Source organism: Leclercia sp. UBA2479, assembly GCF_002341985.1.
GTDB classification, from domain to species: domain Bacteria; phylum Pseudomonadota; class Gammaproteobacteria; order Enterobacterales; family Enterobacteriaceae; genus Enterobacter; species Enterobacter pneumoniae.
This window is the reverse complement of record NZ_DDPB01000013.1, coordinates 146,959-171,397: the sequence shown is the minus strand read 5'-3', so window position 1 is coordinate 171,397 and position 24,439 is coordinate 146,959. Positions and strand designations below refer to the sequence as shown.

At 54.5% G+C, this 24,439-nt stretch carries 24 protein-coding genes; 1 reads left to right on the top strand and 23 read right to left on the bottom strand.

What is annotated here, in order from left to right:
- Nucleotides 1-215: 215 nt before the first annotated feature.
- From lipB to leuS, 12 genes are all read right to left on the bottom strand, one after another.
- On the bottom strand, nucleotides 216-857 hold the full coding sequence (lipB, locus tag B3B59_RS18700; RefSeq protein WP_046884299.1) for a lipoyl(octanoyl) transferase LipB: 642 nt from the start codon (nucleotides 855-857) through the stop codon (nucleotides 216-218).
- 92 nt (nucleotides 858-949) lie between these two features.
- On the bottom strand, nucleotides 950-1,213 hold the full coding sequence (gene ybeD / locus B3B59_RS18695) for a DUF493 family protein YbeD (RefSeq protein WP_003858718.1): 264 nt from the start codon (nucleotides 1,211-1,213) through the stop codon (nucleotides 950-952).
- A 106-nt stretch (nucleotides 1,214-1,319) separates the two neighbouring features.
- Nucleotides 1,320-2,531 carry a D-alanyl-D-alanine carboxypeptidase DacA gene (dacA, locus tag B3B59_RS18690; RefSeq protein ID WP_046884298.1) on the bottom strand — a complete coding sequence of 404 codons (1,212 nt, stop codon included), beginning with the start codon at nucleotides 2,529-2,531 and terminating at the stop codon, nucleotides 1,320-1,322.
- A 139-nt stretch (nucleotides 2,532-2,670) separates the two neighbouring features.
- The gene (rlpA, locus tag B3B59_RS18685) at nucleotides 2,671-3,774 is read right to left on the bottom strand and encodes an endolytic peptidoglycan transglycosylase RlpA (protein ID WP_286809701.1); all 1,104 of its coding nucleotides are present in this window, start codon (nucleotides 3,772-3,774) and stop codon (nucleotides 2,671-2,673) included.
- A gap of 10 nt (nucleotides 3,775-3,784) precedes the next feature.
- Nucleotides 3,785-4,897 (bottom strand): peptidoglycan glycosyltransferase MrdB, encoded by a 1,113-nt coding sequence (gene mrdB, locus B3B59_RS18680; RefSeq protein WP_032617027.1) that lies wholly within the window; start codon nucleotides 4,895-4,897, stop codon nucleotides 3,785-3,787.
- 2 nt (nucleotides 4,898-4,899) lie between these two features.
- Complete coding sequence (mrdA, locus tag B3B59_RS18675; RefSeq protein WP_046884296.1) at nucleotides 4,900-6,801, bottom strand: peptidoglycan DD-transpeptidase MrdA; 1,902 nt, start codon at nucleotides 6,799-6,801, stop codon at nucleotides 4,900-4,902.
- Nucleotides 6,802-6,831: 30 nt separating this feature from the next.
- A complete protein-coding gene (rlmH, locus tag B3B59_RS18670) occupies nucleotides 6,832-7,299 on the bottom strand; it encodes a 23S rRNA (pseudouridine(1915)-N(3))-methyltransferase RlmH (RefSeq protein WP_040076580.1) in 468 nt (155 codons plus the stop codon).
- A gap of 3 nt (nucleotides 7,300-7,302) precedes the next feature.
- On the bottom strand, nucleotides 7,303-7,620 hold the full coding sequence (gene rsfS, locus B3B59_RS18665; protein ID WP_040076579.1) for a ribosome silencing factor: 318 nt from the start codon (nucleotides 7,618-7,620) through the stop codon (nucleotides 7,303-7,305).
- A 255-nt stretch (nucleotides 7,621-7,875) separates the two neighbouring features.
- A complete protein-coding gene (nadD, locus tag B3B59_RS18660) occupies nucleotides 7,876-8,544 on the bottom strand; it encodes a nicotinate-nucleotide adenylyltransferase (RefSeq protein ID WP_046884295.1) in 669 nt (222 codons plus the stop codon).
- A 1-nt stretch (nucleotide 8,545) separates the two neighbouring features.
- Nucleotides 8,546-9,577 carry a DNA polymerase III subunit delta gene (gene holA / locus B3B59_RS18655; protein ID WP_286809699.1) on the bottom strand — a complete coding sequence of 344 codons (1,032 nt, stop codon included), beginning with the start codon at nucleotides 9,575-9,577 and terminating at the stop codon, nucleotides 8,546-8,548.
- Nucleotides 9,577-10,143: an LPS assembly lipoprotein LptE gene (lptE, locus tag B3B59_RS18650; RefSeq protein WP_046884293.1), complete on the bottom strand. Its 567-nt coding sequence runs from the start codon at nucleotides 10,141-10,143 to the stop codon at nucleotides 9,577-9,579. The genes holA and lptE overlap by 1 nt, the downstream gene beginning before the upstream one ends.
- Nucleotides 10,144-10,157: 14 nt before the next feature.
- Nucleotides 10,158-12,740 (bottom strand): leucine--tRNA ligase, encoded by a 2,583-nt coding sequence (leuS, locus tag B3B59_RS18645; protein ID WP_052452769.1) that lies wholly within the window; start codon nucleotides 12,738-12,740, stop codon nucleotides 10,158-10,160.
- A gap of 214 nt (nucleotides 12,741-12,954) precedes the next feature.
- On the opposite strand from leuS, the gene B3B59_RS18640 reads away from it, so the two are divergent.
- Complete coding sequence (locus tag B3B59_RS18640; protein WP_040076574.1) at nucleotides 12,955-13,437, top strand: zinc ribbon-containing protein; 483 nt, start codon at nucleotides 12,955-12,957, stop codon at nucleotides 13,435-13,437.
- A 38-nt stretch (nucleotides 13,438-13,475) separates the two neighbouring features.
- On the opposite strand, the gene B3B59_RS18635 is transcribed toward B3B59_RS18640, so the two are convergent.
- The 11 genes from B3B59_RS18635 to miaB form a co-directional block, all read right to left on the bottom strand.
- Nucleotides 13,476-13,973 (bottom strand): POTRA domain-containing protein, encoded by a 498-nt coding sequence (locus B3B59_RS18635; RefSeq protein ID WP_263617303.1) that lies wholly within the window; start codon nucleotides 13,971-13,973, stop codon nucleotides 13,476-13,478.
- 184 nt (nucleotides 13,974-14,157) lie between these two features.
- Nucleotides 14,158-15,096: a pyrimidine-specific ribonucleoside hydrolase RihA gene (gene rihA / locus B3B59_RS18630; protein WP_286809698.1), complete on the bottom strand. Its 939-nt coding sequence runs from the start codon at nucleotides 15,094-15,096 to the stop codon at nucleotides 14,158-14,160.
- 120 nt (nucleotides 15,097-15,216) lie between these two features.
- Nucleotides 15,217-15,942: an amino acid ABC transporter ATP-binding protein gene (locus B3B59_RS18625; protein WP_040076571.1), complete on the bottom strand. Its 726-nt coding sequence runs from the start codon at nucleotides 15,940-15,942 to the stop codon at nucleotides 15,217-15,219.
- The gene (gltK, locus tag B3B59_RS18620) at nucleotides 15,942-16,616 is read right to left on the bottom strand and encodes a glutamate/aspartate ABC transporter permease GltK (protein WP_046884289.1); all 675 of its coding nucleotides are present in this window, start codon (nucleotides 16,614-16,616) and stop codon (nucleotides 15,942-15,944) included. The genes B3B59_RS18625 and gltK overlap by 1 nt, the downstream gene beginning before the upstream one ends.
- Complete coding sequence (gene gltJ, locus B3B59_RS18615; protein ID WP_040076569.1) at nucleotides 16,616-17,356, bottom strand: glutamate/aspartate ABC transporter permease GltJ; 741 nt, start codon at nucleotides 17,354-17,356, stop codon at nucleotides 16,616-16,618. Before gltJ ends, gltK begins: the two co-directional genes overlap by 1 nt.
- A gap of 155 nt (nucleotides 17,357-17,511) precedes the next feature.
- On the bottom strand, nucleotides 17,512-18,420 hold the full coding sequence (locus B3B59_RS18610; protein WP_040076568.1) for an amino acid ABC transporter substrate-binding protein: 909 nt from the start codon (nucleotides 18,418-18,420) through the stop codon (nucleotides 17,512-17,514).
- A gap of 391 nt (nucleotides 18,421-18,811) precedes the next feature.
- The gene (lnt, locus tag B3B59_RS18605) at nucleotides 18,812-20,350 is read right to left on the bottom strand and encodes an apolipoprotein N-acyltransferase (protein WP_207293226.1); all 1,539 of its coding nucleotides are present in this window, start codon (nucleotides 20,348-20,350) and stop codon (nucleotides 18,812-18,814) included.
- 5 nt (nucleotides 20,351-20,355) lie between these two features.
- Nucleotides 20,356-21,234 (bottom strand): CNNM family magnesium/cobalt transport protein CorC, encoded by an 879-nt coding sequence (gene corC, locus B3B59_RS18600; RefSeq protein WP_040076566.1) that lies wholly within the window; start codon nucleotides 21,232-21,234, stop codon nucleotides 20,356-20,358.
- Nucleotides 21,235-21,322: 88 nt separating this feature from the next.
- Complete coding sequence (gene ybeY, locus B3B59_RS18595) at nucleotides 21,323-21,790, bottom strand: rRNA maturation RNase YbeY (RefSeq protein WP_040076565.1); 468 nt, start codon at nucleotides 21,788-21,790, stop codon at nucleotides 21,323-21,325.
- Nucleotides 21,787-22,833, bottom strand: coding sequence for a PhoH family protein (locus B3B59_RS18590; RefSeq protein ID WP_040076564.1), 1,047 nt, complete (start codon nucleotides 22,831-22,833; stop codon nucleotides 21,787-21,789). The genes ybeY and B3B59_RS18590 overlap by 4 nt, the downstream gene beginning before the upstream one ends.
- 148 nt (nucleotides 22,834-22,981) lie before the next feature.
- Nucleotides 22,982-24,406, bottom strand: coding sequence for a tRNA (N6-isopentenyl adenosine(37)-C2)-methylthiotransferase MiaB (gene miaB, locus B3B59_RS18585; protein ID WP_040076563.1), 1,425 nt, complete (start codon nucleotides 24,404-24,406; stop codon nucleotides 22,982-22,984).
- Between the last annotated feature and the right edge of the window lie 33 nt (nucleotides 24,407-24,439).

Below are 24,439 nucleotides of genomic sequence, written 5' to 3'. Positions count from 1 at the left end.
AGTTACTTGCTGTTAGGAATCAAACGGTTGCTTGACTGCTGCGCAGGTAGTGACTTGCCACTCGGATGGCCGTGCCGGCACAGGCTATTATTTAGCGCTTATTGGCAGGGGCTTTGCAGGCTTTTTGAAAATATAGAAACTCGTGTTTATTGTAAAGTCAAAATGCGGGGAAATAAGGATGGCCCGACAAATAAGTGGGCCAAAAAGGAATAATTTTAAGCATCCATATATTCATGGGGTGGATAGTTTAGCAGTGCTAAAAAAGCATTAACTAAACGAGGGCGAACATTATCAATCGCTATATTATCGCTGAACTGACGCATTTGGGTCATTTCCATCCCTGCGTAACCGCATGGATTGATTCGATGGAAAGGCGAAAGATCCATATCGATATTCAGGGCCAGCCCGTGAAATGAACAGCCTTTGCGGATGCGTAAACCCAGTGAGCAAATTTTCATCTCGCCCACGTAGACGCCCGGCGCATCGGCACGTGGATGGGCTTCAATATCGAATTCCGCCAGCGTATTGACCACCGTCTCCTCAAGCAGTGTGACCAGCTCCCGCACGCCTAGCTTTCTGCGCTTCAGGTTAAGTAACACATACATCACCTGCTGGCCCGGGCCGTGGTAGGTGACCTGACCGCCGCGGTCGCTCTGGATCACTGGAATGTCACCCGGCATCAGCAGATGCTCGGCTTTACCTGCCTGGCCCTGGGTGAAGACGGGCGGATGTTCAACTAACCAGATTTCATCCAGGGTGTTTTCATCGCGGGTATCAGTGAATTCGTGCATAGCAATGGAGACTGGTTCATAGGGCTGTAGCCCCAGATGGCGGACAAGAATTTTATCCTGATGCAAAACAACATCTCCGAAAACGAGAGGAAAAGTGTAGCGGGGAGTATATCACAGGGGGAAAACGGGTTACCCGGCAAACCGGGTAACCGAGAGGATTAGAGCACCATACGTACGATTTCGATGTTACCGAGCTCTTCGTACAGGGTTTCCACTTGCTCAATGTGCGTCGCGGTGATGGTGATTGAAACCGAGTGGTAGTTACCTTTGCTGCTCGGTTTGACCGACGGAGAATAGTCACCCGGCGCATGGCGCTGTACCACTTCCACCACCTGATCAACCAACTCAGGTTTCGCCAGACCCATTACTTTGTAAGTAAAAGGGGTAGGGAATTCAAGCAGTTCGTTAAGTTTGGTTTTCATGTCAGCTCCGGTATTGCATCGAAAAAAGAATAACTCCCACGCGGGTGGGAGTTATCAGGTTACATAGTATATGGGGACGGAAATCACACTTTCAAGTGTTCAGATTTCAACCAAACCAGTGGTGGAACATCAATTTAATGTAATCAATGATTTTGCCAAAGAAATTGCCTTCCGGAATTTCTTCCAGCACCACCAGCGGACGCTGATCGATGGTTTTGCCATCAAGCTGGAAATTGATGGTGCCGACAACCTGATTTTTCTGCAACGGTGCATGCAGCTCGCTGGAGGTCAGCACATAGCTGGCTTTCAGGTCTTTCATACGGCCACGGGGAATGGTGAGATAGAGATCTTTATCTACACCTAAAGAGGCGCGATCGTTGCTGCCAAACCAGACGGGCTCGGAAGCAAACTCTTTACCGGCTTTCAGCGGGTTCACGGTTTCGAAGAAACGGAAGCCCCAGGTCAGCAGTTTTTTGCTCTCAGTTTCGCGACCTTTATAAGTACGACCGCCCATTACGGCAGAGATCAAGCGCATCTGACCTTCGGTGGCGGAAGCAACCAGGTTATAGCCGGCTTTATCGGTATGGCCGGTTTTGATGCCGTCTACCTTCAGGCTGTTATCCCACAGCAGGCCGTTACGGTTCATCTGGCGGATGCCGTTAAAGGTGAACTCTTTCTCTTTGTAGATAGAGTATTCGTTCGGCACATCACGAATCAGCGCCTGACCAATCAGCGCCATATCCCGTGCGGAGCTGTACTGCCCCTCTGCATCCAGGCCGTGTACCGTCTGGAAATGGCTATTCTTCAGACCCAGCGCGTTCACATAGCTGTTCATCAGACCGACGAAGGCATCCTGGCTACCGGCAGCAAAATCGGCCATCGCCACGCAGGCGTCATTACCGGATTGCAGGTTAATGCCACGAATCAGCTGGGATACCGGAACCTGCATGCCTGGTTTCAGGAACATCAGAGACGAGCCTTTAAAGACCGGGTTGCCCGTCGCCCAGGCATCGTTACCGATGGTGACCAGATCCGTCTCTTTAAATTTACCCGCTTTCATTGCCTGGCCGATGACATAGCTGGTCATCATTTTGGTCAGGCTGGCCGGATCACGGCGCGCGTCAGCGTTCTGTTCCGCCAGCACTTTGCCGGAGTTGTAGTCGATCAGGATATAAGATTCCGCGTCAATCTGCGGAACGCCAGGGATCATGGTCTTGATGTTAAGGTCATCGGCGTGAGCGGCAGACAGTGTGGCTGCGCAAAGTGCCGTGGTGAGCGCCATGCGCTGCACAAAACGAGCGGAGAAAGTGGTCTTCATGGTCAGAACAACGACGTCCGTGATGAAATTAAAAAAAGTGCCTTACTATAGCAAAAGCTATACAGGCAGGCATCCGACTTTCAGCGTGAGAGTGTTAACCACTCTGACAAAAACTGACAATTCGGACACCGCCGATTAATCATTTTGCAACAGCGATAAAGGACTGCAGTTGCGCTTCATTTTGTAAACGTTGTTGCAGCGCTGCGGCTTCACTCTTGCTGGCAAACGGGCCTAACTGAATACGCCAGACGGCGCCATTTTGTTCAAGGCGACCCGGTACACCAAACTTCTGGCTGAGCCCCTGCTGATACTGCTGGGCGCGAGCCTGATCGCTGACTGCACCAACCTGTACGACAAAGTTACCCGCAGCAGCAGGGGAGGCGGCAACGGCACCCTGGGTAGAGCCTGGCGCCGTGACCGGTGCTGTGTTTTGCGGCGCTGCAACCGGCTGCGGTGCTGGCGGCTCGCTACCTTCCAGCACGCCAGAAGCCAGCGTGGTTGGCGCACCGAGGAAGCCACTGCTGCTGACTGGCGCGCCCATGCTGTCTTCACTTTTCAGCGTATCGTTGCTGATAGCACGTACATCACCCTGGGGAACCGCAGGCTCAGCCGGGGAGGAGACGCTACCCATTCCGCCGCTTAAATCGGGGCGAGCAGGCAGAGCGTAGGTCTGTTTAGCGACCGTAGTGCAGGCCATACCCGGACCTGAAAGCGAACCATCCTGCGCCACGATGATAGGATCGATGCGCACTTTGGTATTGTTTGAGGTGTTCAGTCGGTCTGCCGCCGCGCGGGAGAGCGAAATAACGCGATCATTACCGTACGGGCCGCGATCGTTAATGCGCACCACAATCATCCGGCCATTGGCCAGGTTAGTGATACGGGCATAGCTCGGGATCGGCAGCGTTGGATGGGCGGCAGTAAGCTGCATAGGGTCGAACGCTTCGCCAGTAGCCGTCAGGTTACTGCCGGGCTCGGCATCATAAATCGCAGCCAGGCCAGCCTGACTGAAGCGCGAAGCATCCTGCACAATTTTATAGCTTTTGCCGTCACGCTCGTAATCCTGATTGGCGGTAGCGCTCAGCGGTTCAAAACGTGGATCGGCACCACTAATCTCAACAATCGGACCATTACAGACCGCTGGCTGCGCGGGTGCGACGGTCGCTTGCTGCTGACCATCGTCACTTGTACAGGCTGCCAGTAAACTTACTGCGATGCAGATCCCAGGCCACTGCTTGCGCATTGCGCTCCCCTTATACGCTCTTCGACAACATTTTTCTGTGGGTATGGATCGACATGACGATACCAAACCCGGCCATCAGCACGATCAGTGCCGACCCTCCGTAACTTACCAGCGGCAGCGGTACGCCAACCACCGGCAGAATACCGCTCACCATACCAATATTTACGAAAACATAAACGAATAAAATCAACATCAAGCCACCGGCCATTACGCGACCAAAGGTGGTTTGCGCCCGCGCCGCAATCCACAGCCCACGCATGATAAGCAGCAGATAAAGCGCCAGCAGGATTAAGATGCCAACCAGCCCCAGCTCTTCTGCCAGTACCGCAAAGATAAAGTCGGTATGACGTTCAGGTAAGAACTCCAGCTGCGACTGGGTACCATGGAGCCAACCCTTTCCGCGCAGGCCACCGGAACCAATAGCAATCTTCGACTGTATAATATGATAGCCCGCCCCCAGTGGATCGCTCTCTGGATCCAGCAGCATCATGACGCGTTGACGTTGATAGTCGTGCATCAGGAAGAACCACAGGATGGGAATAAAGGCTGCCACCAGCACCACCGCGATGCCAATCAGACGCCAGCTCAGGCCGGAAAGGAACAGTACAAACAGACCGGAAAGGGCGATAAGAATCGAGGTTCCCAGGTCAGGCTGTGCCGCCACCAGCAGGGTAGGCAGGAAGATCAGCACCAGTGCGATAGCCGTGTTCTTCAGTGAGGGGGGGCAGACGTCGCGGTTGATAAAGCGCGCCACCATCAGCGGCACCGCAATTTTTGCAATCTCTGAGGGCTGAAAACGTACTATCCCCAGATCAAGCCAACGCTGTGCACCCTTGGAAATGGCGCCAAACGCATCGACGGCGACCAGCAGAATGATACAAAAAATATAGAGATAGGGGGCCCAGCCTTCATAGACACGAGGTGGGATCTGCGCCATCACCACCATCACCACCAGGCCCATGGTAATCTGGCCGATCTTGCGCTCCGTCATACCCAGGTCCTGGCCGCTGGCGCTCCAGATAACCAGCGCGCTATAAACCAGCAGCGCCAGCAAAATCAGCAGCATGGCCGGATCGATATGGATTTTGTCCCACAGCGATTTTTTATTCGGATTATCCGTCACGATTATTGGTCCTCCGCGGCGGCGGTAGCCGGGTTTTCATTTGGCAATTCGGTGTTGTTATCACCCAGCATGATGTGATCGAGGATCTGGCGCATGATGGTACCAACCGCCGGGCCGGCGCCGCCGTTTTCCAGAATAATCGAGACGGCAACCTGCGGGTTGTCATAAGGGGCGAAGCCGATCATCAGTTTGTGGTCACGCAGACGTTCGGCAATTTTATGCGCGTTATAGGTTTCGTTAGCCTTCAGGCCGAAGACCTGCGCAGTACCGGATTTCGCCGCAATTTTATAAGGTGCGCCCGCAAAGTATTTATGCGCCGTACCGTTCGCACGGTTCGCAACGCCAAACATCCCGTCTTTGGCAATTTCCCAATAACCGGAATGAATATCGCCCACCGGCGGCTCGTGCGGCTGAATCCAGGGGACTTTCTTGCCATTTTCAACGGTGCTCATCAGCAGGTGCGGCACTTTTACCACCCCGTCGTTAATCAGCGTCATCAGCGCTTTGTTCATCTGGATCGGCGTAGCGGTCCAGTACCCCTGACCGATGCCTACCGGGATGGTATCGCCCTGATACCAGGGTTTTTTGAAGCGTTTTAGCTTCCATTCGCGGGTTGGCATGTTACCGGAGCGTTCTTCCGAAAGATCGATACCGGTGTAGTGGCCATAGCCAAATTTCCCCATCCACTCGGACAGCCGATCGATACCCATGTCGTAAGCGACCTGATAGAAGAAGGTATCGGCAGACTCTTCAAGCGATTTGGTGACATTCAGATGACCGTGACCCCATTTTTTCCAGTCACGGTACCGCTTTTCAGAACCTGGCAGCTGCCACCAGCCGGGGTCAAAGAGGCTGGTGTTACGGGTGATTACCCCAGAACTGAGGGCAGAAACGGCCACATACGGCTTCACGGTGGACGCTGGCGGGTAGACGCCCTGGGTGGCGCGGTTAATTAGCGGGGTGTTCGGGTCGTTCAGCAGGCCGGAGTAATCCTTGCTGGAGATCCCATCCACAAAGAGGTTCGGATCATAGCTTGGCGTTGAGACCAGCGACAGAATGCTGCCGGTACGCGGGTCGGTAACAATCACCGCCGCACGACTGCCGGCCAGCAGGGTTTCGATATATTGCTGCAGCTTCAGATCGAGGGTCAGGTAGATATCATGCCCTGCCTGCGGCGGCACCTCTTTTAACTGGCGGATGACGCGGCCACGGTTGTTAACTTCAACCTCTTCATAGCCCGTCTGGCCATGCAGCACGTCTTCATAGTAACGCTCAATCCCCAGCTTGCCGATATCATGGGTCGCCGCGTAGTTAGCGAGTTTGCCATCTTTATCCAGGCGTTCGACGTCTTTATCGTTAATTTTAGAGACGTAGCCAATAACGTGGGTCAGGGCCGAGCCATAAGGGTAAAAGCGGCGTTTATAGCCTTTCACCTCAACGCCCGGGAAGCGGTACTGATTAACAGCAAAGCGGGCGACCTGGACCTCGGTCAGGTTCGTTTTCACCGGAATGGAGGTAAAGCGGTGCGAGCGTGAGCGCTCTTTTTTAAAGGTCGCGATATCCTCGTCATTCAGGTCCACCACGCTGCGCAGGGCTTCCAGCGTCTGCTGAACATTATCGACCTTCTCAGGCATCATTTCGATTTGGTAGATCGTGCGGTTCAGCGCCAGCGGCGTGCCGTTACGATCGTAGATAATGCCGCGACTCGGCGCGATGGGAACCAGTTTGATACGGTTTTCATTAGAACGCGTCTGGTAGTCGGTAAAACGGACGACCTGCAGATTATAGAGGTTGGCAATTAGCACGCCAGTAAGCAGCAAAATCCCCAAAAAGGCGACCAGCGCCCGACGCACAAACAGCGCGGACTCAGCCGAATAGTCGCGAAAAGAATTCTGTAGTTTCATCCGCTGCTTAATTTATCCAGAACGTAATCATTACTCACGGTGATAAGGATGGTTGGTTGTGATGCTCCACGCGCGGTAGAGGCTCTCGGCAACCAGCACCCGCACCAGAGGGTGGGGAAGTGTCAGCGCGGAGAGAGACCAACTCTGTTCTGCTGCCGCTTTGCAGGCAGGGGATAACCCCTCCGGGCCGCCAATCAACAGGCTGACGTCGCGACCATCCTGCTTCCAGCGTTCGAGCTCGTGCGCCAGTTGGGGCGTATCCCAGGGTTTCCCCGGAATATCGAGAGTGACGATGCGGTTTTTACCTGCTGCAGCCAGCATCATCTCACCCTCTTTATCCAGAATGCGTTTGATATCCGCGTTTTTGCCACGCTTACCCGCCGGAATTTCGACCAGTTCAAACGGCATATCCTTAGGAAAACGGCGCAGATATTCAGTGAAACCGGTTTGTACCCAGTCGGGCATTTTGGTGCCAACGGCGACCAGCTGCAGCTTCACGCATTAACCCCAGAGCTTTTCCAGCTCATACAGGCGACGACTCTCTTCCTGCATGACGTGGACAATAACATCGCCTAAGTCAACAACGACCCAGTCAGCGGTCGCTTCGCCTTCCACGCCCAGCGGTAACATACCTGCCGCGCGAGACGCCTGAACCACATGGTCAGCAATAGACGCGACATGGCGCGTGGAGGTACCGGTGCAGATGATCATGCAGTCGGTGATGCTTGATTTGCCCTGAACGTCAATGGCAATGATGTCCTGACCTTTCAGGTCATCAATTTTGTCGATAACAAAATCCTGGAGTGCTTTACCCTGCAAGTGTTCCCCCTGGGGTGAGTGAGATTGAGCAACATTAAATTCGTAGCCAGACAGTATACCTGAACTGACGGCGGCGTCGGGACAATTGTCACCGGACGGGCGTTTGGAGGCGGGTATCATCCCACCCCCGGTCAGAGATTGCATCGCCATTTTTGTAAAACAGTTTTTGTAAAAGCATGCCTGGCATCGCCTGGCTGCGGAGGATATCAGCCTGGATGGGGCTGTCAATGGCGAGAGCGTGAATGGACGGCTTTTTCAGCCTTTCAGCGCGTCGTTGTCGGTTTTCTGGTACAGACCCTGCTGCTGAATGTAACGAAGTACCGCTTCGGGTAACATTTCTGCGCAGGATTGACCGTTCTGCAGGCGCTGACGAATCTGGGTGGCAGAGATATCAAACCACGGCGTTTCAGCCAGATAGATTTTACCGGCAGGCAAGGTATGCAGGTCGTCAACGTGGGGTGTCAGGTGCGCTTCCAGCCACTGCTGGTGCACCTCTTCTTTCATCGTTAAAGGATAGCCCGGGCGACGGCAGACAATAAGATGGCTGTTATTGAGGATGGTGTCGTACTGATACCAGGAGGGAAAGCTGAGTAACGAATCCTGCCCAATAATAAAGGCCAGCGGTGCGTCCGGGCCTTGCTCTTCTCGCCATGCCTGCAAGGTTTGCGCAGTCCAGGAGGGAGTATCCCGACGGAGCTCGCGCTCATCGAGGCGAAAAAGGGGTTTATCAGCAATCGCCAGCTCAAGCATAGTTTTACGCTGTTCGCTGGTCGCCTCCGGCTGAGGGCGATGAGGGGGCACATTATTGGGCATGATGATAACCCGCTGCAGCCCAATCAGGTTTGCCAGTACCTCTACCGGCTTCAGATGCCCATAGTGGACTGGGTCGAAAGTGCCGCCATACAGCGCCTGTAGCGTTTTCATATCAGCCTTCGATAAAAATATCAGCCAGTGCTTTATGGCACAGCAATAACGACAAGCTCTCCAGCTCTGACCATATCGACTGGCCGTAATCCTGTTTCAGCGTGAGTTCAGCGCGGGTCAACAGTTGCACGGCCTGGCGCAATTGCTCCGGGCTGAGGCGGTTCAGCGCCTCGGTGGTCATCCCCCGGCGGTTTTGCCAGACGCGGTGCTTATCGAACAGCGCGCGCAGCGGCGTGTGAGCTGACTGACGTTTCAGATTAACCAGCAGCAAGAGTTCCCGCTGCAGGGTTCTGAGTAGGATCACCGGCTCGCTGCCCTCAAGACGCAGCTGCTGCAAAATGTGCAGGGCACGTTTGCTTTTGGCGGCCAGCAGGGCATCTACCCAGTGAAACGGGGTAAAGTGAGCGGCATCGTTCACCGCCTGCTCCACGCGGGGCAGGGTCAGTTTGCCATCCGGCCAGAGCAGAGAAAGACGCTCCAGCGCCTGGGCGAGGGCCAGCAAATTCCCTTCATAACAGTAACAGAGCAGCTGGTTGGCGGCATCGTCGAGCTGAAGGTTGTTCTGCCGGGCGCGGGCGGCCACCCATTTGGGTAGCTGCGCCTGTTCCGGTGTCTGGCAGGTGACCAGCACGGACTGGTTTGCTAACGCAGCGATCCAGGCGGCATTTTCTTGTGCTTTAGTGAGCTTATTGCCTCGCACTATCAGCAGCAGATCGCTGTGCAGCAGGCTTACCAACGTAGCGAGTTGCTCGTTGATGGCGGCGTTAGGGCCGTTTTCGGGTAGCTGGATCGACAACGTCTGTCGCGTGGCGAACAGGCTCATCGCCTGGCAAAGCGAAAAAATCTCCTGCCAGTCGGTGCTGTTATCCAGCGTAAAGCTATGGTGTTCGTCGAACCCCTGGGTCGCGGCTATCTGACGCACCGCGTCATGGCTCTCTTGTAACAGCAGCGGATCGTTTCCGAGTAACAGATACGCCGCGCGCAGCCCCTCTTTGAGCTGCGCGCGGAGTTGTTCAGGGTACAACCTGATCATCAGTTACCCAGCGTCGTGGAGACGCGAGGCGTGGTCGTAACGGGCGTCGCTTCTGCCGTCTCTTTTTTATCCGCAGCCTGGATACTCGGCAGCTTACGGATCAACTGTTCAGCCGCTTTGTCGTACATTTCGTTGACGATAATGGTGCGTTCAGCATCTTTTGCCAGCGCTGCCTGCGGGTTATCGAAGAACGAACGGTACACTTTAGTACTGATCGGATAGATATCATGGCCCGGAATCAGTACTGCCGCGCTCACCTGCATGACCATCTGGTATTCCGCGGTACGACCATCCTGGAAGATGGAAGCGGTATCCTGGCTCAGGGATGAGCGCAAGACACGGAACGATGGCACATCCTGACGCAGAGAACCTTTTTCGATCAGTTCAACGCCGTTAAGGCGCAATTGGTTACGGATGGCACGGCTAAGCGGGCCATTCGGATCCCCGGAATCGAAGATCATGGTTTTCATCTGATCCGGCACCGCAGTGGTATTACGCAGGTGCCAGCCACAGCCAGCGGTGACAAGCACCGCCAGAGATAATAGTAATGTTGCCAGTTGTCGCACGCTTCCTCCTGCGCTTAGCCAACGACCAGATTCAGCAGTTTACCGGGTACGTAGATCACTTTACGTACGGTAACGCCGTCAAGGTACTTCGCCACCAGAGGCTCCTGAGCTGCACGTTCACGTACCTGCTCTTCAGAAGCATCCACTGCCACGGTGATTTTGCCACGCACTTTGCCGTTAACCTGCACCACCACCAGCGTGGTGTTTTCAACCATGGCTGCCTCGTCGGCAACTGGCCACGGCGCGTTGTCGATATCGCCTTCGCCGTTGAGCTCTTTCCACAGGGTAAAGCTGGCGTGCGGGGTGAACGGGTTCAGCATACGAACAACAGCCAGCAGCGCTTCGCGCATGACGGCACGATCCTGCTCGCCCTCCTGCGGGGCTTTCGCCAGTTTGTTCATCAGTTCCATAATAGCCGCAATTGCGGTATTGAAGGTCTGACGGCGACCAATATCGTCCGTAACTTTGGCAATCGTTTTATGCACATCACGGCGCAGTGCCTGCTGATCTTCAGTCAGAGCGTCAACCTTAAGATCCGCGACGTCGCCCTGTGCAAGGTGTTCATAAACCAGTTTCCAGACGCGTTTCAGGAAGCGGTTAGCCCCTTCAACGCCTGATTCCTGCCACTCCAGCGTCATATCTGCCGGTGAAGCAAACATCATAAACAAACGCACGGTATCCGCGCCGTAACGCTCAACCATCACCTGCGGGTCGATGCCGTTGTTTTTCGACTTGGACATCTTGCTCATGCCGGTATAGACCAGTTCATGACCTGCGGCGTCTTTCGCCTTAACAATACGGCCTTTCTCGTCGCGCTCAACAATCGCATCTACCGGGGAAACCCAGTTACGCTCGCCGTTCGCGCCCACGTAGTAGAAGGCATCTGCCAGCACCATACCCTGGCACAGCAGCTGTTTGGCTGGCTCGTCAGAGTTAACCAGGCCTGCGTCACGCATCAATTTGTGGAAGAAGCGGAAATAGAGCAGGTGCATGATGGCGTGTTCGATACCACCAATATAGATATCGACCGGCAGCCAGTAGTTTGCTGCTTCGGAATCCAGCATGCCTTCCTGATACTGCGGGCAGGTATAGCGCGCGTAATACCAGGAGGACTCCATAAAGGTGTCGAAGGTGTCAGTTTCACGCAGCGCAGGCTGACCGTTCACGGTGGTTTTTGCCCACTCCGGATCGGCTTTGATTGGGCTGGTGATACCGTCCATGACGACGTCTTCCGGCAGGATCACCGGCAGCTGGTCTTCTGGCGTTGGCATTACGGTGCCATCTTCCAGCGTCACCATAGGGATTGGCGCACCCCAGTAACGCTGACGGGAAACGCCCCAGTCGCGCAGACGGTAGTTCACTTTACGCTCGCCAACGCCCATGGCAGCCAGCTTGTCGGCGATAGCGTTAAAGCCCTCTTCGAAGCTCAGACCGCTGAATTCGCCGGAGTTGAACAGGGTGCCTTTTTCGGTCAGCGCCTGTTCGGACAGGTCAGGCTCAGCGCCATCTGCCGCCAGGATAACCGGCTTGATGGTCAGGCCGTATTTCTTAGCAAACTCGTAATCGCGCTGATCGTGGCCCGGAACCGCCATCACGGCGCCGGTGCCGTACTCCATCAGTACGAAGTTAGCTGCCCAGACCGGCACGGCTTCGCCCGTCAGCGGGTGGATAGCGTTGAAACCGGTCGCAACACCTTTTTTCTCCATGGTCGCCATGTCGGCTTCGGCCACTTTGGTGTTACGGCATTCATCAATGAAGGCAGCCAGCTCTGGATTGTTCTCGGCGGCTTTCTGCGCCAGCGGGTGCCCTGCGGCTACGGCCAGGTAGGTCGCACCCATAAAGGTGTCCGGACGCGTGGTGTAAACGGTCAGGGTCTGATCGTAGTTTTCTACGTTAAAGGTGATTTCCACCCCTTCAGAACGACCGATCCAGTTACGCTGCATAGTCTTCACGGTATCTGGCCAATGATCCAGATTATCCAGATCGTTCAGCAGCTCGTCAGCGTAAGCGGTAATTTTAATAAACCACTGTGGGATCTCTTTACGCTCAACTTTAGTGTCGCAGCGCCAGCAGCAGCCATCGATAACCTGTTCGTTCGCCAGTACGGTCTGGTCGTTCGGGCACCAGTTAACGGCAGAGGTCTTTTTATAGACCAGCCCTTTTTTGTAGAGCTCGGTGAAGAACTTCTGCTCCCAACGGTAATATTCCGGGGTACAGGTGGCCAGCTCGCGGCTCCAGTCATAGCCAAAGCCCAGCATTTTAAGCTGGTTTTTCATGTAAGCGATGTTGTCATAGGTCCACGGCGCAGGGGCCGTGTTGTTTTTCACCGCCGCCCCTTCAGCCGGCAGACCGAACGCATCCCAACCAATTGGCTGCAGCACGTTTTTGCCCAACATGCGTTGGTAGCGGGCGATCACATCACCGATGGTGTAGTTACGCACGTGGCCCATGTGTAGTCGACCAGAAGGATAGGGAAGCATCGACAGGCAGTAATACTTCTCTTTGCTCTCGTCTTCGGTGACTTCAAAGGTGCGCTTCTCGTCCCAGTGTTGCTGGACGTGGGATTCTATCTCTTCCGGGCGGTATTGCTCTTGCATGGCAGCCAGTGGTCCTGTGTTCAATACAGCTACAAATGTAGCCAATGTAAGTGGTATTCCAGATCCGCATAGCATAGCCCAAACGCCCGCGTCAAAACAGCCTTTAGCATAAAAGCGGCGGACATGAATTTACGCTATCTGTGGCAGAACTGACAAAGCGCTGAATAAATAAGGTCTATTATTAGAGACAGTTACTCACCCAGGAGGCAAAAAGATGAACAAGGTTGCTCAATTTTACCGTGAACTGGTCGCCACGTTGACTGAACGTCTGCGTAACGGCGAGCGCGATATCGATGCGTTGGTAGAGCAGGCGCGTCTGAGGGTAATCCAGACGGGGGAGTTAACGCGGACAGAGGTTGAAGAGCTGACCCGGGCTGTGCGCCGCGATTTAGAAGAGTTTGCCCGTAGCTATGAAGAGAGCCAGGGCGAGGTGGCAGACAGCGTATTTATGCGGGTAATTAAAGAGAGTCTCTGGCAAGAGCTGGCGGATATCACCGATAAAACGCAGCTCGAATGGCGCGAGGTGTTTCAGGATCTCAACCATCATGGGGTCTATCACAGCGGCGAAGTGGTGGGGCTGGGGAATCTGGTTTGCGAAAACTGCCACTACCATCTGGCGGTTTATACCCCGGATGTGTTGCCGGTCTGCCCGAAATGCGGTCACGATCAGTTCCAGCGCCGACCCTTCGAGCCGTAACCGTTCTGTGAACGAGTGAGAGGGGACGTGACGTTCCCTCAGCCCTGAGTCGGCGCGCTGAATCTGCGGAATGAGAGCGATGTCTCGGGGGTGTCCCACACCAGAATAAGCTGCAGCACAGGAGAATCTGACGGCTGCGGTGGAATATCGATCAACGACGTAATATATCCCCTGGCAATAAGCGCATTCTGTAGCGTGCGTGAAAAGAGCCGTACCCCTTCAACCCCAAGACATTTATTGACGGCCTGCTGAATAATCCCGCCCAAGAGCGTATACGCCAGCTGTGGGTTATCCGTATCAAATGTTACGTGAGTAATTTTTCTGCACGTGGTCTCGTGGGGAAAAAGGATCCGGTTCGGGCGTCGCTGAGGAGGCGCTGGGGCATATTTAGGCCTGTCCCAGCTGAAAGTCTGCTTTCGGTTATGACTTTGTCCGTGGAGATCCGGGATGCTGTTGGCAACGCTGGCGTGAGCAAACTGACAGCCAAATAAGAGAAACAGCAGGCCGGTGAACAGGCCATTGAAAATCATTGTCATGACGCAACATCCATTTTGATTCTTTCACTGAGGTATAACGACGATCGTCACATCGCAAGATCCCTTCTCGCGAGGTTATAGCTTTGTCGTAATGGTGAAACAAAGCAAATAATGTCTGATTTAAGAAGCGCTAATTATGTCGGGGACGAATCAGGGCCGGATTGACTAACCCGGCCGCGCAGGGTTATTGCTGATAAAAAGCCAGTCGCTCTGCCAGCAGATCGACAAACGCCTGACGATCAATATCCAGCATCACTTCAGTATTCGGTGCGTTGCCGCTGAGGAAGTAATAATCGACCACGGTCATGCCTTGCGTATATTTGCCCTGCGTCTCAACGCCGACCCAACGTGTTACGGTAGTGAAGATCTCCGGCTTCAACAGCCAGGCGATGGTACAAGGGTCGTGCAACGGCGCTCCGTTAAAGCCCCATTTCTCGGTTTTATGATATTCCATAAAGAAGTCGAGGAGCTCGGCGACCGTGGTGGCGACGGGGTTGCCAATGCTGCGAAAACGTTCGATATCAGCGGCCATAATCTGCGCCCGATGAGTAACATCAAGGCCGGCCATCACCACCGGAATTCCGGACTGGAAGACAATTTCGGCAGCTTCAGGATCGACGAAAATGTTGAATTCCGCGCTGGGCGTCCAGTTGCTGAGCGTCATCGCGCCGCCCATAATCACGATTTTCGCGATCCTGTCATGCAATTCAGGGTGGCTGTTAAGCAGCAGCGCCACGTTAGTCTGCGGGCCTGTGGCAACCAGGGTGACGGGCTCGCTGCTTTCACGTAGCACCTTCGCCATCAGCTCAACTGCGGTGCAATTTTGTGGCGCAAAGGTGGGTTCCGGCAGCGCCGGGCCATCCAGTCCACTTTCGCCATGGACGTTGTCGGCAATAATCAACTCACGCATCAGCGGTTTTTGCGCGCCGCCGGCAACCGGAATATCGGTGCGCTGTAGCAGGGTGAGCATCCGCAAGACATTGCGCAGCGTTTTATCCGGGGTCTGGTTTCCGGCGGAAGAGGTCACCGCTTTGACATCCAGTTCGGGGGAGGCGAGGGCAAGAACAAGCGCTATCGCGTCATCATGACCCGGATCGCAGTCGAGGATTATTGGCTGTGCCATAGGACTCTCCATTTCTCAGTGTAGTTTTGTGACAAGGCTAACGCTTACGCCATAAGCAGACGAGAACAAGAGAGTAAAAGCGTGAGGAGGTGCGCAATCCTGCGATTGCGCACCCTGGGTTTAGTGCAGAATTTTGGCGAGGAAGTCTTTCGCGCGGTCAGACTGTGGATTAGCAAAGAACTCTTCTTTGGCGGAGTCTTCGACGATCTTCCCTTCATCCATAAAGATGACGCGGTTAGCCACCTTGCGGGCAAAGCCCATCTCGTGGGTAACCACCATCATGGTCATGCCTTCGTTGGCCAGCTCAACCATTACGTCCAGCACCTCGTTGATCATCTCAGGGTCGAGCGCGGAGGTCGGTTCATCAAACAGCATAGCGACCGGATCCATGCACAGGGCGCGAGCAATGGCGACGCGCTGCTGCTGGCCGCCGGAAAGCTGCGCCGGGAATTTATCAGCATGCGCCGAAAGCCCAACGCGCTCCAGCAGCTTCAACCCTTTGTCACGAGCCGCCGCTTTATCGCGCTTGAGAACTTTCACCTGCGCCAGGGTCAGGTTCTCAATGATCGACAGGTGAGGGAACAGCTCAAAGTGCTGGAACACCATGCCCACCTTCGAACGCAGCTTCGCCAGATCGGTTTTCTTGCTATTTACCACGGTACCATTGACCGTGATCTCACCCTGCTGCACGGGTTCAAGGCCGTTCACCGTTTTGATAAGGGTGGATTTACCGGAACCCGATGGACCACAAACCACCACCACTTCGCCTTTCTTCACTTCCGTAGAGCAGTCGGTCAGCACCTGAAAGTGCCCATACCATTTAGAAACATTTTTCAGGGAAATCATTACACTGTCCTTTTCTTCAGCCAGCTGACCAACAGCGACGCGCTTAAACTAATGACAAAATAGACCGCACCTGCAAACAGGATCATCTCGACCTGCGTACCGTCACGCTCACCAATCGTAGAGGCGGTACGGAAGAAGTCCGCCAGACTGAGTACATACACCAGCGAGGTATCCTGGAAGAGAACGATACCCTGAGTGAGCAGCAACGGAACCATGGCGCGAAATGCCTGCGGCAGAATGATTAGTTTCATCGACTGCCAGTGGGTCATCCCTAACGCCAATGCCGCACTGGACTGCCCGCGTGAAATACTCTGGATCCCGGCTCGGATAATCTCGGAGTAGTAGGCCGCTTCAAACATCGAGAAGGCCACCATCGCCGAGATCAGGCGAATATCGGACTTCGGCGAAAGCCCCAGAACATCCTGCAAGAATCCAGGAACGATCAGATAAAACCACAGCAGCACCATCACGAGCGGAATGGAGCGGAACACGTTTACGTATGCGGTCGCGAACCAGGCGACTGGCTTAAAGCTCGACAGACGCATGACTGCCAGCAGGGTGCCCCAGATAATCCCGACGATCACCGCCGTGATGGTAATCTTCAGGGTAATGACCAGGCCGTCCAGCAGGTAGGGCATGGAGGGAACAATAGAACTCCAGTCAAACTCGTACATTATTTGCCCCCCAGGTTGCCCGGCAGGCGTACTTTACGTTCGACCAGGTTCATCACCAGCATGATGATGGCGTTAATCAGCACATAGGCCAGCGTAATCGCGGTGAAGGATTCCCAGGCGTGCGCGGAGTAATCCAGCAGTTTCCCGGCCTGTGCCGCCATATCCACCAGACCAATGGTTGAGGCGATGGCCGAGTTTTTCACCAGGTTCATCATCTCCGAGGTCATCGGTGGAACAATCACCCGATAGGCATTCGGCAGCAGTACGTAGCGGTACGCTTGCGGCAACGTTAGTCCCATCGCCAGCGCGGCGTTTTTCTGCCCACGGGGCAGCGACTGAATGGCGGCGCGTACCTGCTCGCACACGCGCGCAGCGGTAAACAGCCCCAGACAGAGCATCGAGGAGACAAAGAACTGAATGTTAGGATCCAGTTCCGCCTTGAACCACATGCCGATATCTTCCGGCAGCAGTTCTGGCACCACGAGGTACCAGGTAAAGAACTGAACGATTAATGGGACATTTCGGAACAGCTCCACGTAGAGCGTGCCGATTGATGAGAGAAAGCGATTCGGTACGGTGCGTAAAATACCGAACAGGGAGCCGACGAAGAAAGCGATGATCCAGGCCGTAATCGACAACGCGACGGTAACCTGAAAGCCGCTCCACAGCCAGCCAAGATAGGTGGTGTTGCCGAACGGGGCTTGTTGCAGAAAAATGCCCCAGTTCCAGTCTATTGACATAATAAACTCCAGAAAAAAAAGGGTAGCAGCGCTACCCTCGAAGATTGGTGAGAAGCTCATTTTTCGCGCTGAGTGGGGAACGACCACTCAACGTATAGTCTGTCCATGCTTCCCGACAATCGAGAGGGCAGGAGATCCCGCCCCTGTTGTTCTAATTAGTTAAGAGCCTTGTCGTTTGGTGATTTGAACAGTGCTTTCATGTCGTCAGACAGTTCAAAGTTCATATTCAGATTTTTTGGTGGGATAGGGTTCTTGAACCACTTATCGAACCATTTTTCCGCTTCGCCGGACGTCTGCACCTGAGCGATGGTGTCATCGATCAGTTTCTTAAAGTCCGCGTCATCTTTGCGCAGCATACAGCCGTAGGCCTCTTTCGACTGCGCCGTGCCGACGATTTCCCAGTTGTCTGGTTTCTTCGCCTTCGCACGTTCGCCCGCCAGCAGGGCATCATCCATCATGAACGCCACCGCGCGGCCGCTCTCCAGCGTACGGAAAGAGTCGCCATGGTCTTTGGCGCTGATGATACGCATATCCATTTTTTTCTCGTCGTTCAGCTTGTGCAGCAGAACTTCGGACGTGGTACCGGACGTCACGACAACCGCTTTACCTTTCAGGTCAGCGAAGTCTTTAATCTCACCGCCTTTTTTGGTCAGCAGGCGTGTACCTACGACAAAAATAGTGTCAGAGAAGGCGGCTTGTTTCTGGCGCTCCAGGTTGTTGGTGGTGGACCCACACTCAAAGTCGAAAGTCCCGTTCTGCAGCAGCGGAATACGGTTCTGGGAGGTGATTGGAATCAGCTTCACCGCCAGGTCAGGCTTGTTCAGCTTCTTCTTCACCGCTTCAACGATGGCGTTGGAATAGTCCTGTGAGTAACCCACGACTTTTTGCGTGTTGTCGTAGTATGAGAACGGGACAGAGGATTCACGGTGGCCGACCACGATGACGCCGTTTTTGGCAATCTTGTCGAGCGTGCTGCCCGCTGCCGGCGCAGCGTCGTCAGCGTGCACCACGCCTGCGGACATTCCCATCACCAGCATTGCTGTGGCCAGTTTACGTAATTGCATACCCAACTCCTTTCTTATCAGCGCCAGAGACGCATTGATACCCATTGTGATGTTGTTATATCTCGCGCTATGCGAGTGCAGTGTTATGCAAGCTTGTTAACATTTAGTCTGGCTTAATGTAAAGATTTTGCTGCGTTATTGTTTATTTTTGCGAAGCGCGCCGCACCATTCAGAGGCAAAAATCTCTCCTTGCACCGTTTCGGTGCTACCGCTGAACTACGGTGGTGCGACCAGGTTGTACATCAAGCCAGATTGCGTTTGCTTGAATAAACAAAGCAATAGCCGTGCCAGAATTGGCAGGTTTACGGTCAGAGAGATAAATAGCGAAGACTAGGGGAGAAAGGGGGGCGGAAACAGCCCCTCTCACCGGTGAGGAGAGGGGCCTTCAGGCTTACTTACGACGCTGACGCAAGCTCATCAGCACCGCACCAAAGCCAAACAGGGCGGTGATAATCCATACCGGCCAGTTGCCGGTACGCGCATACGGCGTCAGGCCCGTCGTTGGCGTAACGCTGGCGGTCAGCACCTGGCGGGTAAACTGCGGGATCATCGCCTGAATCTCGCCCTGCGGGCCAATAACAGCGGTGATGCCATTGTTGGTGCTACGCAGAAGCGGGCGGGCCAGCTCCAGCGAGCGCATGCGCGCCATCTGGAAGTGCTGCCACGGGCCGATAGACTTACCGAACCACGCATCGTTAGAGATCGTCAGCAGATAATCCGTATTTGCACGGAAATTATCCCGCACCTGTTCGCCCAGGATGATTTCGTAGCAGATGGCAGGAGTCAGCAACATGCCGTGCGCATTCAGCTGAGGCTGCACGTACGGGCCACGGCTGAATGATGACATCGGCAGATCGAAGAACGGTGCCAGTGGCCGCAAAATTGACTCCAGCGGCACGAACTCACCAAACGGCACCAGATGGTTCTTGTTGTAGCGGTTGGCCGATTCGTAGTTGTAGGCGTTATCTTTGCCCAGCGTGATGATGGTGTTATAGGTGTCGTAGCGGTTCTGTTTATTCAGTCGCGCATCGACGATACCGGTGATCAGGGTGCTGTTATGCTCGCGCATCAGGTCATCGACCCGGCGCAGGAACTGCTGCTGATTAATCTCCAGATCGGGGATGGCAGATTCTGGCCAGATGATCAGCTGCGATTTGCCCATCTCCGGCTCAGAGGCCTCAAGATAGATTTTGAGGGTATTAAGCAGCTGGTTTTCATCCCATTTCAGTGCCTGGGGAATATCACCCTGCACCATAGAGACCTGCATGGTGCGCTCGGGTTCCGGGGTGAACCACTGAATAAAACGTAGCGGGAAGGGGAGCGCGAATAACACCACGGCGGCAGCCAGCGGGCGCCAGTTGCGCTGCACCATCGCCAGCACCAGCAGGCCGCTTACTACCATCAGCAGGAAGTTGATGGCCTCAACGCCCATCACCGGTGCCAGCCCCTTCAACGGGCCGTCAATCTGGCTATAGCCAAACTGCAGCCATGGGAAGCCCGTCAGCACCCAGCCGCGTAAGAACTCGGTCAGTTGCCAGACGACCGGAGCCGCAATCGCCACGCGCCATACGTTGGCCTTTGGCCACAGGCGCGCCAGCACCCCGGCAAACAGGCCGGTATAGAGCGACAAATACGCGGCCAGCAACACAACCAGGAAAACGTTGACCGGGCCAGGCATGCCGCCAAAGGTGGCGATACTGACATATACCCAGTTTATACCGGTGCCAAATAGCCCCATACCCCAGGCGTAGCCAATGGCTGCGGCCTGTACCGGACGTCGGTTCAGGGTAAGCCCCTGTAGCCCCATCAAAGAGAGCAGGGCCGCGGGCCAGATGTCATAAGGAGAAAAAGCCAGCGTTCCGCTGGCTCCGAGAATTAGCGCCAGCAGCAGACGTACGCGCTGGCGTTCAAGCAATGGGGCAAATGCCATTTAAATCATTCTTCCATTGTGGGTTGCGGAGCATCGTCCGGCATTCTGACATGAACCTGAATAATACGACGACTGTCGGCCATGGCGACCTTAAACTGGTAACCGTCTATTTCAACCGTCTCACCGCGAGCCGGGAGATGGCCAAACGCCTGCATCACCAGACCGCCGATGGTATCCACCTCTTCATCACTGAAACGCGTGCCGAAGGTATCGTTAAAGTCTTCGATTGGCGCCAGTGCGCGGACGGTCCAGGTGTGGCGGCTCAGCTGACGGAAATCGATATCCTCTTCTTCGTCATATTCGTCTTCGATTTCGCCGACGATAAGCTCCAGAATATCTTCAATGGTCACCAGGCCAGACACGCCGCCAAATTCATCGATAACAATCGCCATGTGGTAACGCTGAGAGCGGAACTCTTTCAGCATGCGGTCAACCCGCTTACTCTCCGGAACAACCACCGCCTGACGTAACACTTTATCCATGCTAAAGGCTTCGGCATCGCTGCGCATAAACGGCAGCAGATCTTTCGCCATCAAAATCCCTTCGATGTGATCTTTGTCCTCGCTGATGACCGGGAAGCGCGAGTGTGCCGATTCGATGATCACATCGAGGCACTCGTCCAGAGGCTGGTTGCGTTTCAGGGTAATCATCTGCGAGCGGGGGATCATAATATCGCGAACGCGCTGGTCGGCGATGTCCATTACCCCTTCGAGCATTTCGCGCGTATCTTCGTCGATAAGGTCGTTCTGCCCGGAATCACGGATCAGCTCCAGAAGTTCATCACGGTTTTTGGGTTCGCCGTGGAACAGCTGGCTCAGAATAAGGGAGAAAAATCCCTTTTTGCTGTTTGTCGTGTCGCTACTGTGTGAATTGTCGTCGCTCATGGCGTTTGTTAAGGGTTCTCTTGTTAGTTAAATAATAACCGCCGCGCTATCTCCTTACGCGGCGGCATGATAGTCAGCCTGTGACCGACTACTCTTTCTCGGCAATGTACGGATCCTCATAGCCCAGAGCAAGCATTATCTCTGTCTCGAGGGACTCCATCTCTTCCGCTTCCTCATCTTCAATATGATCGTACCCCAGCAGATGCAGGCTGCCGTGCACCACCATATGGGCCCAGTGGGCCTCGAGCGGCTTCTGCTGCTCTTGCGCTTCCTGCTCAACCACCTGACGGCAGATGATCAGATCGCCCAGCAGCGGCATTTCAATACCCGGAGGGGCTTCGAAGGGGAAAGAGAGCACGTTGGTCGGCTTATCTTTCCCGCGGTAGGTCAGGTTAAGCTCATGGCTTTCTGCTTCATCCACCAGGCGAATCGTCACTTCTGATTCTTCCTGAAACTGAGGGACAACGGCATCCAGCCATTTCTGAAATTGTGCCTCTTCTGGCATGCCGGAATTATCTTCACAGGCCAGCTGTAAATCGAGGATCACCTGACTCATTTATGTTCTTGCTCCTGCGCTTCGCGCTTACGTTCTGCGGCCAGTTCGGCCTTGCGCTTCTGATCGGCCTCTTCCCAGGCCTCATAAGCGTTAACGATGCGGGCAACCACCGGGTGGCGCACCACGTCTTCACTGTGGAAGAAGTTAAAACTGATTTCATCGACTTCTGCCAGCACTTCGATGGCGTGGCGCAGGCCAGATTTAGTGCTGCGCGGCAGGTCAATCTGCGTGATGTCCCCTGTGATGACGGCTTTCGAGTTAAAGCCGATACGCGTCAGGAACATCTTCATCTGTTCAATGGTGGTGTTCTGGCTTTCATCAAGAATGATAAACGCATCGTTCAGCGTGCGGCCGCGCATATAGGCCAGCGGGGCAACTTCAATCACGTTACGTTCAATCAGCTTCTCGACCTTTTCAAAGCCGAGCATCTCGAACAGAGCATCGTAAAGAGGACGCAGATAGGGGTCGACCTTCTGGCTTAAATCGCCCGGCAGGAAGCCCAGTTTTTCACCGGCTTCCACAGCAGGACGGGTAAGCAGAATACGGCGGATCTCCTGACGCTCCAGGGCATCTACCGCAGCAGCCACCGCCAGATAGGTTTTACCCGTACCTGCCGGGCCGACGCCGAAGGTGATGTCATGATCAAGGATGTTCGCGATGTACTGTGCCTGGTTAGGCGTACGCGGCTTAATCACACCCCGCTTGGTCTTGATATGGATAGCTTTGCCATAGTCCGGCACGCTTTCGGCGCTCTGTTCCAGCACGCGGGCTTCTTTAATGGCCAGATGAATCTGTTCGGGTTCGATATCCTGCGTTTGACCGCGCATCGGCGCGGTGTCGACATAAAGCGTGTGCAGAATATCCGCAGCGGCATTAACGCAAAGTGTGCGGCCGGTGAGTTTGAAGTGATTATCGCGACGATTGATCTCGATACCCAGACGTCGCTCCAGTTGTTTGATGTTGTCATCAAACGGCCCACAGAGGCTCAGCAGGCGAGCGTTGTCTGCAGGCTCAAGGGTAATTTCACGCGTATCTATATTCAAACCGTTCCTCTTGATGTCTCGCATCCCCGAAAAAGGGGGCTTTGATGGAATTATTTACGCCACAGAATAAAGGCGCAAGCATTGCGAAGGATATTGGGGGCGGAAGCAGGAAATACAAGGCCTGCCAGAATTGGCAGGCCTGTTGAGGTCAGGGCTGATAAACACCTACGCCCAGGTCGTTCTCTTTACGGGTACGTGCCATTACGGACTCAGGCGTTTGCGCTACGCGCAGACCCATCTCATCTTCAGTCCGTACCACTTTGCCGCGCAGGGAGTTCGTCAGCACTTCCTGAATTTCGATATCCACGAACTTGCCGATCATATCTGGCGTACCTTCGAAGTTCACCACGCGGTTGTTCTCGGTACGACCGGATAGCTGCATGATGCTCTTACGTGAAGTGCCTTCAACCAGTACGCGCTGAACGGTGCCGATCATACGACGGCTCCAGGCGTTGGCCTGCTGGTTAATACGCTCTTGCAGGATATAAAGACGCTGCTTCTTCACCTCTTCTGGCACGTCGTCCACCATGTCGGCGGCTGGCGTACCCGGACGGGCAGAGAAGATGAAGCTATAACTCACGTCGAAATTCACATCGCCGATCACCTTCATCGTCCGTTCAAAGTCTTCATTGGTTTCGCCAGGGAAACCGACGATAAAGTCAGAACTGATTTGAATATCCGGGCGCGCTTCACGCAGCTTACGGATAATCGCTTTATACTCCAGCGCGGTGTGGGTACGGCCCATCAGATTCAGTACGCGGTCAGAGCCACACTGAATCGGCAGGTGCAGGAAGCTCACCAGCTCAGGCGTATCGCGATAGACATCAATGATGTCATCGGTGAATTCAATCGGATGGCTGGTGGTAAAGCGGATACGGTCGATACCGTCAATGGCTGCTACCAGACGCAGCAGTTCAGCAAAGCTGCCGGTGCTGCCGTCAAAATTCTCGCCGCGCCAGGCGTTCACGTTCTGGCCGAGCAGATTCACTTCACGTACGCCCTGGGCCGCCAGTTGGGCGATCTCATACAGGATGTCATCGCACGGACGGCTCACTTCTTCGCCGCGGGTATAAGGCACTACGCAGTAGGTACAATATTTATTGCAGCCTTCCATAATGGAGACAAAGGCTGTCGGGCCATCTGCGCGCGGTTCCGGCAGACGGTCAAATTTTTCGATTTCCGGGAAGCTGACGTCGACGACCGGGCTACGATCGCCGCGAACCTTATTGATCATCTCCGGCAGGCGGTGCAGGGTTTGAGGACCAAAGACGATATCCACGTAGGGGGCTCGCTGGCGAATTAATTTCCCTTCCTGCGACGCAACGCAGCCGCCCACGCCGATAATCAGCTCCGGATTTTTTCGTTTCAGAAGCTTCCAGCGACCTAACAGGTGAAAGACTTTTTCCTGCGCTTTTTCACGAATTGAACAGGTATTCAGCAGCAGCACATCGGCTTCTTTCGCATTTTCAGTCAGCTGGTATCCGTGGGTAGCATCCAGCAGATCGGCCATCTTTGATGAATCGTACTCGTTCATCTGACAGCCCCAGGTTTTTATATGGAGTTTTTTAGTCATCGACATGCTCATGCTCAGGATTGCAGGGCGCGT

What these genes read in the sequence shown, in the direction of transcription:
- B3B59_RS18610 (WP_040076568.1), bottom strand. Translation starts at nt 18,420, where the DNA reads ATGCAATTACGTAAACTGGCCACAGCAATGCTGGTGATGGGAATGTCC.
- mrdA (WP_046884296.1), bottom strand. Translation starts at nt 6,801, where the DNA reads ATGAAACTACAGAATTCTTTTCGCGACTATTCGGCTGAGTCCGCGCTG.
- B3B59_RS18625 (WP_040076571.1), bottom strand. Translation starts at nt 15,942, where the DNA reads ATGATTTCCCTGAAAAATGTTTCTAAATGGTATGGGCACTTTCAGGTG.
- corC (WP_040076566.1), bottom strand. Translation starts at nt 21,234, where the DNA reads ATGAGCGACGACAATTCACACAGTAGCGACACGACAAACAGCAAAAAG.
- leuS (WP_052452769.1), bottom strand. Translation starts at nt 12,740, where the DNA reads ATGCAAGAGCAATACCGCCCGGAAGAGATAGAATCCCACGTCCAGCAA.
- rlpA (WP_286809701.1), bottom strand. Translation starts at nt 3,774, where the DNA reads ATGCGCAAGCAGTGGCCTGGGATCTGCATCGCAGTAAGTTTACTGGCA.
- gltJ (WP_040076569.1), bottom strand. Translation starts at nt 17,356, where the DNA reads ATGTCAATAGACTGGAACTGGGGCATTTTTCTGCAACAAGCCCCGTTC.
- miaB (WP_040076563.1), bottom strand. Translation starts at nt 24,406, where the DNA reads ATGACTAAAAAACTCCATATAAAAACCTGGGGCTGTCAGATGAACGAG.
- B3B59_RS18635 (WP_263617303.1), bottom strand. Translation starts at nt 13,973, where the DNA reads ATGACAATGATTTTCAATGGCCTGTTCACCGGCCTGCTGTTTCTCTTA.
- ybeY (WP_040076565.1), bottom strand. Translation starts at nt 21,790, where the DNA reads ATGAGTCAGGTGATCCTCGATTTACAGCTGGCCTGTGAAGATAATTCC.
- rihA (WP_286809698.1), bottom strand. Translation starts at nt 15,096, where the DNA reads ATGGCACAGCCAATAATCCTCGACTGCGATCCGGGTCATGATGACGCG.
- ybeD (WP_003858718.1), bottom strand. Translation starts at nt 1,213, where the DNA reads ATGAAAACCAAACTTAACGAACTGCTTGAATTCCCTACCCCTTTTACT.
- gltK (WP_046884289.1), bottom strand. Translation starts at nt 16,616, where the DNA reads ATGTACGAGTTTGACTGGAGTTCTATTGTTCCCTCCATGCCCTACCTG.
- dacA (WP_046884298.1), bottom strand. Translation starts at nt 2,531, where the DNA reads ATGAAGACCACTTTCTCCGCTCGTTTTGTGCAGCGCATGGCGCTCACC.
- holA (WP_286809699.1), bottom strand. Translation starts at nt 9,577, where the DNA reads ATGATCAGGTTGTACCCTGAACAACTCCGCGCGCAGCTCAAAGAGGGG.
- lnt (WP_207293226.1), bottom strand. Translation starts at nt 20,350, where the DNA reads ATGGCATTTGCCCCATTGCTTGAACGCCAGCGCGTACGTCTGCTGCTG.
- nadD (WP_046884295.1), bottom strand. Translation starts at nt 8,544, where the DNA reads ATGAAAACGCTACAGGCGCTGTATGGCGGCACTTTCGACCCAGTCCAC.
- B3B59_RS18640 (WP_040076574.1), top strand. Translation starts at nt 12,955, where the DNA reads ATGAACAAGGTTGCTCAATTTTACCGTGAACTGGTCGCCACGTTGACT.